Here is a 12798-nt window from a genome sequence, read left to right as displayed (position 1 = left end):
TTCTTTAAGTATATACTAATATCAGCCTATGCAGGGAATATAAGGCTTGCTAATGCAGATTATTTATAAAATAAAAGCGTTGTAAAACCGCCGAAATTGGCACAGGAATTGCATATTAAATCATTGAGAAATTTGAATGATTAATATGAGGTGAACAGAATGTCCATTACAAAAACAGCTAGTGAATTAAAAAAAGAACAGCAGCAAGAACAGGAATCACTTAATTTATTTTTATCTACTCAAACCGTTATTCAAGAAGCGCTTCAAAAACTAGGGTATGGTGAAGAAATGTATCATTTGTTGAAAGAACCGCTGCGCATGATGACGGTTCGTATTCCAGTTAAAATGGATAACGGATCGGTAAAAGTATTTACGGGCTACCGCTCTCAGCATAATGATGCTGTCGGGCCTACTAAAGGAGGCGTACGCTTTCATCCTGAAGTAAATGAAGAAGAAGTGAAGGCATTATCCATTTGGATGAGTTTAAAATGCGGGATTGTCGACCTTCCGTACGGCGGAGGTAAAGGCGGAATTGTATGTGACCCAAGAAACATGTCGTTTGGTGAACTAGAGCGACTCAGCCGCGGCTATGTAAGAGCCATCAGTCAAATAGTTGGGCCTACTAAAGATATTCCTGCACCGGATGTCTATACAAATTCTCAAATCATGGCGTGGATGATGGACGAATATAGCCGACTGCGTGAGTTCGATTCCCCTGGTTTTATTACCGGAAAACCTATCGTACTCGGAGGATCTCAAGGACGCGAAACTGCAACGGCTAAAGGAGTAACCATTTGTATAGAAGAAGCTGTTAAAAAGAAAAACCTTAACTTGCAAGAAGCACGGATTATTATTCAAGGCTTCGGAAATGCCGGCAGTTTTCTTGCTAAGTTCATGCATGACGCAGGAGCAAAAGTAATTGGCATTTCAGACGCGTACGGAGCTCTTTATGATCCGCTTGGTCTTGATATTGATTACCTGCTTGATCGACGCGACAGTTTTGGTACCGTAACGAATTTATTTACAAATGTGATAACAAACGAAGAACTATTAGAAAAAGAATGTGATATTTTAGTACCCGCAGCCATTTCGAATCAAATTACGGTTCGTAACGCTCATCGCATTAAAGCTTCTATTGTAGTCGAAGCAGCGAACGGACCGACTACACTTGAGGCTACGCGCATTTTAGACGAAAAAGGCGTGCTTTTAGTGCCAGATATTTTAGCGAGTGCTGGAGGCGTAACGGTTTCATACTTCGAATGGGTGCAAAATAATCAAGGCTACTACTGGTCTGAAGAGGAAGTAGCTTACAAATTACGCAAGGTAATGGTGGATTCATTTGAAACAATCTATCAAATCGCTCAAGAAAATGACGTAGACATGAGACTTGCTGCTTACATGGCAGGAATCAAAAAATCAGCTGAAGCTTCTCGTTTCCGCGGCTGGGTATAAGATGAAAAACGATTTGGACTACATGTTCCAAATCGTTTTTTATTTACCAGAACTGCCAAATAATTAAAAGAAAACCTGCTAAAAAAACAAACATGCATAAAAAATTGGCATATTTATTTATCGCAACCCGAATGATGGCAAAACAATTGACAGTGAGAATGATTTTCAATTATTCTATATATAAGATATATACATACCTATACTAATAAATTGAATGTAGAAAAGGAGACAGACAGCATGAGCGTATTAGATATTATTAAAGCCAGAAGAACGATTGGGGCTATGCAAGACAAAGACGTATCAGAAGATGCTATCAACCTTATGTTAGAAGCAGGCACTTGGGCTCCTAACCATAAAAAGACAGAGCCTTGGAAATTCCGAGTGTTTACAGGGGATTCACGCGTTCGTTTAGGAGACGAAATGGAACGTATTATGAAGCAAAAAACTGCTCACTTAAGTGAGGAAGAAGCGTTGAAAAAAACAACAAAAGCTAAAAAAGGCCCGCTTCGTGCTCCTGTCATTATTGCTGTAGCAGTAAGTCCTTCAGGAAAAGTGCCTGAAATTGAAGAAATCTCTGCCGTAGCGGCAAGCATACAAAATATGCTATTAGTAGCGGAAGAACAAGGTTTGGCTACAATTTGGAGAACGGGTGATATTGTCTATCAGTCAGAACTGAATGACTTTTTATCTCTAGAAGAAGACGATAAGCTCTTAGGCTTAATTTACGTCGGACACCCTAATAAAGAAGCTTCATCAAAACGTATTCCATATCAAGATAAAACGATTTGGTATCGTTAAAAGGTTCTTCCTGTGCTTCTATAAATATTAAAGTAAAAAGGGGCAGTCACTTATACAATTGTGAGCTGTCTTTTTTATTGTTTTTAAGAAGTGGCAGAAGGGAACTTAACGGGAATATCAAATGATTATTTATGATAAAACAACAAAAGAGAAAGATAAGATACCTTAGATATTTTTCTTTTGTTTACTTTGTAATTAACGCTTTACTGATAGTTAATGCCTTTACAGAAGCAATAGATGGAGGTAGTCTCTTTGGGTAAGGGGAATAATTTTATGTGCCATTATGTTATCATTTCCCTTTGCTTACATGATTTTAGGAGCTCTGATATTCGTCCCATAACTTATTTATAAAATTGAATAGTAGAAAAGATAATGGTTAGGAACCGATAAAACAGTTCATAACATCTTATTCTCCCGAGTGACTAACCTGTATCTCTGTCGTCGTAATTTATAGCTCTTGCCTAGACTTAGGTAGGGGCTATTTTTAACGGGGTGAAAAGGGGAGGAGTGTCAATAAAATTTAAAATTCCAAGCTAAGTAACCGCTGCTTTTTTTCTTCAAAGTTATTGTATAACTTTTTAATATCTTAATATATGGAACGGAATCATAGTCCAATTCTATCTCAATGTGTTGCAGGTGAATAACCTCTATCTAGAAGTGAAGTTTGCTTGAGATCCTATATAAAGCTGTCCTTTACTGGCTGTATGCTTTGCATTGACTGCTTTTTAAAATATAATGTATAGTAAAAATATACTGTATATTCCAAGGTGATTCCAATGAGATTTTTAATTGAGTATAAGGATTTTAAAACGAAAGAAGAAGATAACTTTTCTTTGCAATTATTAGATACTTTTTTAAATGAACATTTAATAGGAGAGTTTCACGGAAGCACGTTTGAGTGTATTTTAATCCGTTTTATAAACAATCCTACCTCTAAGAAGAAGTACAAATTACGTGTTCTCTATGAAAATATAGCCGAAATTGAGTTGCCTGGAAATTTTATCAATAACAAAAATCTTAATATAGAGGATTTCTTAACAGGTCTACATAGAGTTGAAGAGGCTATTGTGCTAGTTAAAACTATAAAACTAAAGTCAGAACTCGACTTTAGTGAAGATAAACTTCTATTAGAGTTTCAACAATCGATAAAAGATGCACCGCGTACACTCGAGGAGCTAAAGGCATACTTCAAGAAGCAAAAGCAAACAGCTCAAAGTAACTGGGCTAAACTAGCTGACCTTTCAATGAAAAGGTCTTTGGCTAATCCAAAACCGCTAACAAAGCCATTAACAACGATTAGTATTTCTGCTCCTATCGAAGAAACAGAACCAAACCACTCTTTTATCTACACCGAAGTTTTCAGCAACCTGCTAAGGAAAGCAGAAGTGATGCTGCCGGGTTATAGTCACATCTTTATACATTTAGCGGATACACTAGTGGAAGCTAAACAAGAGTTTGCCCCGAATCACCGGATAAAAGATGCATTTTCGATAATAGATACTAAAAAATATATGGCGAGTGACAACGAAACTAAATCAAATATGATGTTTAATAGTATAGTTTCAGCATTAAGAAGCATTACGAAGTTTGATCACTTAGAAGAGCATAAAATAGAATCTGTTATTGAAAAAATAAAAGAAGAAGGCACCGACATTGAGCTCACATACTTCTCGAAACAAAATGGTAAGTATTTAGCCGAGGTCATTTATACAGTGCCCAAATCTCATCTTACAAATGCTCCATTTAAACTGCGTGTTACGGACCTTAATTCTAACGTTGTTAAAACTACAAAAATAGATGATATTAATTTATTTTGGTGCCCGTATAGCTTCGGAAGCATAAATATAAAAAAAAATTCAGTTGTTATTAACGGGAGAAAGAGCCAGAGAGCAGAGATTTCAAGGAGAGCTGACAAATTACCGGATGAATACATTTTTAAGATTAAAGATATATTTATTTAACTTTTTATAATGACTAGGAATAAATTTACAATCAGGAACAAAATAGTAGTAAGGATGACCGTTCTTATCCCCAATTTTTTATAAATATCTTATACCCTAAAAAACAAAACAAGCTGGCATTTTAAATGCGCAGCTTGTTTTGTCTGTTTTCGTATTCTTTAAAAACGATTAATACAGGCATCTAATATATCTTCATACTGTGCTTTTGTGTCATCTTTACTAAACTTTGTTCTTCTCGAGAAGTATGAAAAACTCCTTTTCATTATCTTTTTGCAGGATTACTAATAGCTAAGAGATGCTCGTATCTTTTTTATTTGTTACTAGCTATTGGTATCTCTACTATGATTGGCATCCAAACATTTGTTAATCTTAGTGCAGTGTCAGGAATCTTACCAATCACCGGAGTAACACTTCCTTTTGTCAGTTACGGTTTTTCCTCAATTACTTTGCTATTGTTTACAACTGGTGTACTTCCCGAAATCTCTATGTTGGACAAGTTTAAAAATAAGTACAAACAAACTGGTACAGAACCAACTCAATTGAAAAGTGTCTGATTAGAAGATAGCGGCTTACTTCATACCACTATCTTTTTTATACTAAAAGCGAACTAAAGAGACGATATCTTGTTGTGTTTCTTATAAATAATTAAAACTTTTTTACCTATTTTCTTTAAAATGTAAAACTATTCCTGTTTTGAAACGTACTAGATATAGTAGAAATTTACAAAAGGAGAGGCGATATAAGAGTTAACTATCTTTGTTACTACAGAAAAAAACTTACTTCGAGGTGAAGGCGTGAAAAATAAACATATTTTAGAGGTGAAAAATTTAACTAAAGTTTATAAAGGAGAGGGTTATGAAGTTACTGCACTAAATAATATATCCTTTCAGTTAAGGGTAGGTGAAATGGTTGCTGTTATGGGAACAAGTGGTTCAGGAAAAAGCACACTGCTGAACATTTTAGGAGCACTGGATGAACCAACTAGTGGAACAATTAAATTAAAAGGAATGTTTTCAAAAGATATGTTCCAAGAAACTCAAGCTTCAGCGTACAGAAGAGATAATATTGGATTTATCTTTCAATCATTCCACTTATTAAAAGATTTATCTGTAGAAGAAAACATAGCTCTGCCGCTTGTTTTAAAGGGACTTACATCGGATGTAATTGATTTAAAAGTAAATAACGTTGTCGAGCTCTTGGGCTTAACAGCTTGGAAAAAACACCGTCCTGTACAACTATCAGGTGGACAACAGCAGCGCGTAGCTATAGGAAGGGCTATTATAACTGACCCACCTATTATTCTGGCAGATGAACCTACAGGTAACCTTGATTTTAATACTTCCGAAGGCATACTAGACACACTGGTAACCACAAAAAACGAACTTAGCCAAAGCATACTTCTTGTTACTCACGACCCTAATGTAGCTACTTATGCAGATCGCGTTCTATTCTTTCATGATGGCTCTATTGTCGATACGTATATCTGTAGTGGAAATAGTGATTTGGATCATATACTAGAGAAGTTTAAGCTGATTACAAAAGCCGAGAGTCTTAAGATATGAAAACACTACGAGGTTTAGCTTTTCGTTTATTTAAGTCCAATAAATTCATTGTGTTTTCGTCTATTGTAAGTATAGCTATTTCTACCATGCTTGTACTTAGTATGGTTTTATTCTCTTTTAATGCGCAGGACACATTAAAAAGTCAATTAAAACAAACTTACGGTGCGATGGATTTGTCCGTAGGGTTTGATATGAATCAAGGCAAAATTTTGACATCAACTTTAGTTGAAGAAATTCACCAGGATAAAATGGTAGATAAGGTATCAAAAGTATCTATTGCTCATTTAAACCTAAATCAACTACATGCCTCTATCTATACAGTAGGTGTTGAAAATGATTACTTAGCTAAAAGTCGATATCACTTTTCCAAACCTCTAAATAGTAGCTCTGTGGCAATGAATAAGAGCTTAGCCCAAGATTTAGACATAAAAACTGGAGATAAAGTCCTTATTGAAAACAGAACATACACATTAGCGGAAACCGTAAATAATTTATCCGCTACTGGAGTAGCACCGGATATGCTGATACTTAATCAAAAGAATGTAAAACGCTATATTCAAACAAAAGAAAAAAGCAGCGCAGAAGCGACTTATTTATTAATAAAGGCACAAAAAAACGAGAGCGCCTTAAAGTTGGCCAATCATATTAAATCATATAACAAGGACTTACGTATTGATATAGCTGAACAAGATGCAGGCGTGCAAAATAATTTACAATCCTTACATACATTTATTATGGTTTTATCGGCATTGGTATTAATCATCACGTCTCTTATTCTCATTTCAAACTTTGAGCTTTTGCTTTACAAAATGAGAAATCAGTTCGCCATTATGCGGTCGATAGGAGCCACTGCTAAACAGATTAGAGAGATTATCACACTTCAAAGCACCGTTATAAACACCGTAGGTACAGGTGTCGGGTTTTTGCTAACCTTTTGCAGTCAAAGGTACTTATACAGCTGGTTAGGAAAAGTGTCGAAAATAGCTTCCTCTCCATCTGATTTTAACGTAGGTACTGCCGTTATCATTACAGTTGTAATGTTTGTTATTATTCAATTCTTTTTACTCATTCCAGCTTATCGAAGTACAAAAGTATTGCCACTAAAAACAATGCAGAAGAACGAGAAAATTAACTATGGTTTTTCCAAGACAAGAATAGTAATTTTCAAGGTACTAATAGCAATGTCCTTATTTTTAGTTATAGGAAGCCAGGTATTTCCTACAAGAGGCACATACGGACCTGGGATGTTACTAATTACAGTTATTTTAGTCTTGTTTGCCTTTATACTAATCTTTCCTATCCTAGTGACTAAAGGATTAAAGTGGTTTTTACCATATGGAAAAAAACTATTTGGGAAAGAATTTTATATTTCCGTTAAAAATCTAATTCCTCAAGTTAGAAAAAATACAATGATTATCTTAATAATATGCGGATTAATGGTCATTACTGTATTTGGGTCAATTACATTTAGAACCATTCAAAATAATGGACTAACCTACTTAAAAAAAGAATATGTAATGCCGATTATTGTGGAAGCTCGTTCTGACAATTTAAAGATAGATACGGAAGAACTGATTAAAAAGGTAGAAGAGTTACCTAATGTAAAGAGTGTTAGTAATATTAGTTCTCAAAGTACAGCTCGACTTCTAACGTCAGAAAAAAACACAGGTATTAATTACTCGGTAGTCGATATTAAAAGGTTACAACAACAAGGTCTGTTAGAACAGTTTCCTTACAGTAAAAAAACAACTTCAAATAACAAGATTGTACTTTCAAAAAAGTTTGCTGAAAAGAATAACTTAAAATTAGGACAGACAATACATTTAGGATTATACGCACAAAATCAAAACGGATTTTATATAACGGAACAAATAATACCTAAAGGCGATTATGTAATATCCGCTACACCTGACCACCTTCTTGACCATAACCAAGCATTTTTAGACTTAAAGAACAACTTTGAAGGTTTAGAGTTCTATCGATTATATGTGGATTCAAAGAATGTAAAGGCCGCTGTAAAAGAAATTGAGGGCTTAAAAAGCCAGTATCCCGAATTAAAGGTAAGCAGCTATGATCAATCTTTTAAAGAGACAAACGAAATGTTTTATCAGCGTTGGGGAATTTTTATAGTTGTTATTTCCACATTGGTTATTTCTACCATGTTAGGAGTATTTAATTCATTGGCAAATAATATTTATTCAAAACGAAAAGAATTTGCTGTTTTACGCGCGATGGGCATGACGCCAAAATCCATTCGTAAAGTCATTCTTTCACAGGTGAATTTATATATTACGATTGGAGTAATATGTGGAATTGTAATGGGGCTTCTAGTGACATTAATTCTGCTATTAATGGATCCAGGGAAGTTTGTTATAGATTATAAAACAATTCTTTCTGTAGTAGTATCAATGCTTGTAGTTAGCACTTTTTTATTCTCATACGTAAGTCGAAAAATATCTGGACAAGATCTTTCTATAGAGCTTACTAATGATAATAAGTAACTTCTCATATAGATATATTATAATATTAATAAAACCCAATCTCTTTGTAGAGGTTGGGTTTTATTAGTTTCTATAGTTAGTTGCGACTAATAAAAACATTGCTGCTTAATTTCTTGGAACAGGGGAGAGGTAATAATAAATATCATATTCTTTATCAATATGAGGGACTACTTCAGTATCGGTACGGGTTTCAATTGTCATATTTGATTTTGTTGGGGTACCGGCATAAAAATCGTACTTTACACCTTTTGGAGTCGTTATTTCACTAGTGATATCTGTATTTCCCTTTGATTGTTTGATAATAGCTGGATTCCCATTAAAATACCAACGGATTTTTTTATCCTTTTGAGTTAATGTAGCTGTCCCAATACCTATATTGGATTTTTCTTTAATTGTGTAAATAACAATCTTTTCGTTATCTACATATTTGCTTTCACCGATAATGTCTTGTATCCCTGTAGACTCTTTTTTTGCATTTTCAAAGGCTTCATCCTCACTAGAATAGAATTCCACATCTTTTTCACCGTTTACGTTCGTTTCTGAACAAGCCGTTAGTATACTGGCTGACAGTAGAGATGCGAGTAATGCAGAATATAACTTTTTCATACAAACCCCCATTTTATTAATTTCTTTAATTTTAATCTTAATATAAATAGTTAAAATAATCCATTTATGTGATATAGTTGTTCAGTATGTAAAAGTTAAACAACAAAGAAATGGAGTTTCACGATGAAGAATTCAAGGAAGATAGCAGCAGGAGCAGCAATTCTAACTGTTGCTTTTAGTTTAATGGGATGTACCTCAAAAGAATCAATTAGCAAAAGTACAAAACAAGAAGAAGCCCAAAAAGAAATAAAAATAGAGTTAACGTTTCTCCAAAATGAATGTGATCGTCTTATTAATAAAGATGAGGACATAGAAAAAACGTTTCAAAGTTACAAAAATGATTTTAATTTGTTATCTACGTCCGTTAACAGTACTGCAAAGGTTAATAAAATGAATAAGGACGAGTTAGAAATAAGTATCAATAATCTTGAAAAAGATGTCGATAAACTAAATGGAGAAGAGGCTTTCAAAGCTTATACGAAATACACTTCCCCTAAAACAATATATAAAGTAACAATGATGGACAATATGCATTCGGTTATAGAGGCCACTAGAGGTTGGGATGACGGCAAGGATCTAGGTGTATCATTCTTCTACGACCACCTCCATTCCTCTCAAGAAGATATTAATAGAGACATAAAACCTACAGTTAATGACATAACAAACGGACCAGTATACAAACTGCGTATAATAAAAGATGAATTACAAAAGCATCGAGATGCTTTTAGTAAGGAACAGCTTGAAGAGTTAGAAACAGCAATGAAAGGTTTTGATTATTCCTTGGATACTCAATTAAAAACCATCAGATCATATAAAAACATTGTTAACAATCCGTACACAAGTAATAATTATGACTATGAAGAAGAAGAGAAATATAACGGAGCCCGCACGTACCTTACTGATTTTGAATCGAATTTAGGTGTTGCTAAGCCTGAGTATTAAAAACGCATCCTTCCTATAAAGTTTTTGGAGTTTGAGGGGATTAACAAAAAGTGCGTGGATATTTAAATATCCACGCACTTTTTGTATGAATTATTTTAACTAGAAAGATTAATTAGGTGGCAGATACCTAAAATTTACAAAAAAGTGTAATTATTATAAAATTTAGTTAGGTGTACGTTAAACAGAAGTAATTTCTATAGGGGGGATAGTATGAGTTTAAAAGAGAGAGCAACTAAAGAGTTTAAAGAAAGGGTAGATAGCGACGAAGAAATTAGAGAATCTATTTTAACTTACTATGAATGTGAAAGTGGATTTTCGGGACTTGTAGGTGTACCAAATGGAAATTCTGTACCTATTCGAGGTGTTTTAGCTTATACAGAAAAAAGCCTACTTTTTTACGGAGAAGTTTTCTCTAAGCTGCCTATTGTATTACATATCCCATTTAATAAAATCAGGGAAATAAAAACAGGAAAGCAAATCCTTACAATTTTCAAATCAACTTTTACGATGGTTGTTGTTCATGATGATCAAGAAGTTTTCTCTACACGGGGAAACAAGGAGGACTTTTCTAGGTTGGAGTCGTTTTTTGAAAATGTGAATGAAGAAGTATTTCTTGCTAAATAGGTAGTACCAAGATAAGCCTAGACTTAAAAATTAGGCTTATCTTGGTATGGCGTTCGCTAATAACGTACTTTTAAGAAAGGATTTGGTTGTGTATATAGAAAATACGTTAGACGTTAGGATGCTATTTCAGTTCAGAGAGAGGTGGTAAGTATGCGCAAAAGAGATAAAGGGTTTTGGATAGCTTACCTTGTGTTTGCAATTATTATGCTATTAATCTACAAATATATACCGGCTGAAAACGGGTTTCTCGTTATCGTTTTATTTCCTCTAATTTATTGGTTCATCTACGAATTTATATTAAGACCTAAGAAAAGAAGAAGCAATGGTTAAGGAGGGGCGATTTGCTTGTTTTGGAATTATCTTAACATGTCAACAGGACTTATAATAGCTTTAGCAAACATTTTTAATTCTGCATTCCAAGGAAGTATGCGTTGGATTATGGTTGGGTGTGGTTTGTTAATTTTTATATACAATTTAATAGTAACTTTTGATCAAAAACAAAGTGAAGCGGCTAATCAAAATACTGTAGGAATTGTATCTAGAAAAAAGCGTTAATTGTTTTAGGCAGTTCAAAGTACTTAAATTTACTTTTTTTATAAGTGACGCAACGAAGATTCTGGAGTGAAAATTTTATAAGAAAGAGGGAAGTAATGGACGTTCAAAAGGTAGCAAATTTATTTTCGATTTTTGTCTTAATTGCAGCAGGCATTTCATTGGTAATTGGCTTTGTTGTTGCTGTGAGAAGTACAAACTATAAGAAGGGATATATAAGTACTTTTATATCCAGTGTTGTCTTTTTAATAATTATTGTGAGCTGGTATGATAAAGCATCTTCAAACGTTTTTATGGGGACAATACCTTGGATTTTAAATGTTATTGCCGTCATTATTGTGTTACCACTGTACGTGTTAGTTGCTCGCTTTATATTTAAAAAGGTGACAAAAGGACAAAAAGGAACAAATGAAAAAATTAGCGGTTAACTTACTTTTTTTATCGTTTTTCCTAATCTTCACGATTTTAAATAAATGAAGATACACAAAATAATTTTTTATCAATATCCTGTTAGAGAAGGTGATTGATATCATTTTCTGTAAAGGAGAGAACGTCTATGATTAAAGTTAATCAACAAATTGTGAAAATAAGCGATTTAAATAATAGTTCGTTAACAAAAGAAAAAGCAGACATTTTAAAACAAATGGATGCCTATAGGGAAGTGTATGAGTATGCTACATTTGACCAGCTTGATTTTGATGTATCTGTTAAATTACAAATTATTGAATCGTCTGTATTATTGCGCAAAAGCGGCGCTAGGTTTGCTACATTCGCCCGTTCTAGGTGCAACGAAAAGTATTGGAAACGAACCGATAACGGAGGGTTTCAGCTACTACCTACCGTTTCTCCTCATCAGGCCATCGATGATATTTTTTACAACGGACACGAATACGCGTTTGAGTGCGCGACGGCTGTTATCATCATCTTTTACAAAGCTGTATTAAATAATATTGGAAAAGCAAACTTTAACAGGCTTTTTGCTGATCTTTACTTACACGATTGGCAATACGATGAAGATCTTGAGCTCCATGGTTATAAAGGATCTGACTACTTGCCCGGAGACTGTGCGTATTTTAAAAACCCTGATTATAACCCTGATACTCCCCAGTGGAAAGGTGAAAACACCATTGTATTAGATGAAACTCTATATTTTGGTCATGGAATTGGAATTACGACGCGGGAAAGAATTATTGAAGTGTTAAATTTAAAGAGAAAAGACAACGCAAAGCAATCAGCTTACCTGTCAGATGAAATTGTCAGGCTTCACACCGCTCACCTCAGTTATTTGGCGGTTAGATACGAACCTGTTGTTTGGTATGACAGAAACAGCGCTATTATTTCCACTATTGGATCGATTACGTATGTAGCTTGAATGATCAAAGTTTTGATACTTTGGTCTTTTTTTGTAAAAAGGAAAGAATTACATGAAGGTAAATTTGAGAATTCAAAAGGATTTTATGTATAAAAGAAGAATCCATTTAATACACAGGTCTTAAAACTAAAAGGAAAGGAGGAGATTACTATTAAAAATCGTGATAAAAGACGCAAGAGAAAACGCGGCGCATTAAAAGATTATCTGAAAAATAAGCTTGGTCAGCTAAAACCGAAGCCAAACAAAGGACCTGTCTCAAATTTAAAGTCTTCTGCTTAAAAAATCCCCCTAGTTTTTATATAGGGGGATTTTCTTTTGAATTTTCTTTTATTTTAAGGTTTAAATGTTATGAGTGGCATTTAAGGGGTAATTTGTGCACAATAGACATTGAATAGTTTATCTAATACGACAACGTAAGGAGAGATTAG

The 12798-nt window shown here is 34.1% G+C and carries 12 protein-coding genes and 1 pseudogene; 12 read left to right on the top strand and 1 reads right to left on the bottom strand.

The features are described 5' to 3' along the window. The first annotated feature begins 159 nt into the window (after window positions 1-159). From SCI76_RS01860 to SCI76_RS01835, 6 genes and pseudogenes are all read left to right on the top strand, one after another. Window positions 160-1452 (top strand): Glu/Leu/Phe/Val dehydrogenase, encoded by a 1293-nt coding sequence (locus SCI76_RS01860; RefSeq protein WP_048020841.1) that lies wholly within the window; start codon window positions 160-162, stop codon window positions 1450-1452. 237 nt (window positions 1453-1689) lie between these two features. Next, on the top strand, window positions 1690-2250 hold the full coding sequence (locus SCI76_RS01855; RefSeq protein ID WP_014460005.1) for a nitroreductase: 561 nt from the start codon (window positions 1690-1692) through the stop codon (window positions 2248-2250). A 776-nt stretch (window positions 2251-3026) separates the two neighbouring features. Further along, window positions 3027-4211, top strand: coding sequence for a hypothetical protein (locus tag SCI76_RS01850; RefSeq protein WP_168760795.1), 1185 nt, complete (start codon window positions 3027-3029; stop codon window positions 4209-4211). 278 nt (window positions 4212-4489) lie between these two features. Further along, window positions 4490-4765 (top strand): annotated as a pseudogene (locus tag SCI76_RS01845) (FtsW/RodA/SpoVE family cell cycle protein); the annotation flags it as partial. 240 nt (window positions 4766-5005) lie between these two features. After that, on the top strand, window positions 5006-5773 hold the full coding sequence (locus tag SCI76_RS01840) for an ABC transporter ATP-binding protein (RefSeq protein ID WP_407544982.1): 768 nt from the start codon (window positions 5006-5008) through the stop codon (window positions 5771-5773). Next, entirely contained in the window at window positions 5770-8274 is a 2505-nt protein-coding gene (locus tag SCI76_RS01835) for an FtsX-like permease family protein (protein ID WP_407544981.1), read from the top strand. Before SCI76_RS01840 ends, SCI76_RS01835 begins: the two co-directional genes overlap by 4 nt. Window positions 8275-8379: 105 nt before the next feature. Here SCI76_RS01835 and SCI76_RS01830 read toward each other — a convergent pair whose 3' ends face one another. Then, window positions 8380-8880, bottom strand: coding sequence for a hypothetical protein (locus tag SCI76_RS01830; protein WP_407544979.1), 501 nt, complete (start codon window positions 8878-8880; stop codon window positions 8380-8382). A gap of 123 nt (window positions 8881-9003) precedes the next feature. Here SCI76_RS01830 and SCI76_RS01825 point away from each other — a divergent pair, with 123 nt between their 5' ends. The 6 genes from SCI76_RS01825 (at window position 9004) to SCI76_RS01800 (ending at window position 12370) form a co-directional block, all read left to right on the top strand. After that, the gene (locus SCI76_RS01825; RefSeq protein WP_407544977.1) at window positions 9004-9822 is read left to right on the top strand and encodes a hypothetical protein; all 819 of its coding nucleotides are present in this window, start codon (window positions 9004-9006) and stop codon (window positions 9820-9822) included. 210 nt (window positions 9823-10032) lie between these two features. Next, window positions 10033-10446, top strand: a complete 414-nt coding sequence (locus SCI76_RS01820) for a hypothetical protein (protein WP_033579036.1) — start codon at window positions 10033-10035, stop codon at window positions 10444-10446. A 150-nt stretch (window positions 10447-10596) separates the two neighbouring features. Next, window positions 10597-10776, top strand: a complete 180-nt coding sequence (locus tag SCI76_RS01815; RefSeq protein WP_033579037.1) for a hypothetical protein — start codon at window positions 10597-10599, stop codon at window positions 10774-10776. Window positions 10777-10791: 15 nt separating this feature from the next. Then, entirely contained in the window at window positions 10792-11001 is a 210-nt protein-coding gene (locus SCI76_RS01810; protein WP_048020824.1) for a hypothetical protein, read from the top strand. Window positions 11002-11096: 95 nt separating this feature from the next. Beyond that, window positions 11097-11426 carry a hypothetical protein gene (locus SCI76_RS01805; protein WP_063247967.1) on the top strand — a complete coding sequence of 110 codons (330 nt, stop codon included), beginning with the start codon at window positions 11097-11099 and terminating at the stop codon, window positions 11424-11426. 128 nt (window positions 11427-11554) lie between these two features. Further along, window positions 11555-12370: a protein-glutamine gamma-glutamyltransferase gene (locus tag SCI76_RS01800; protein WP_033579040.1), complete on the top strand. Its 816-nt coding sequence runs from the start codon at window positions 11555-11557 to the stop codon at window positions 12368-12370. The last annotated feature ends 428 nt before the right edge of the window (window positions 12371-12798 follow it).

The sequence above is a fragment of the Priestia sp. HNGD-A6 genome, assembly GCF_045784335.1.
In the GTDB taxonomy this organism is placed as follows: domain Bacteria; phylum Bacillota; class Bacilli; order Bacillales; family Bacillaceae_H; genus Priestia; species Priestia zanthoxyli.
The sequence above is the reverse complement of the archived record's forward strand: the minus strand, read 5'-3'. Positions and strand labels throughout refer to the sequence as shown.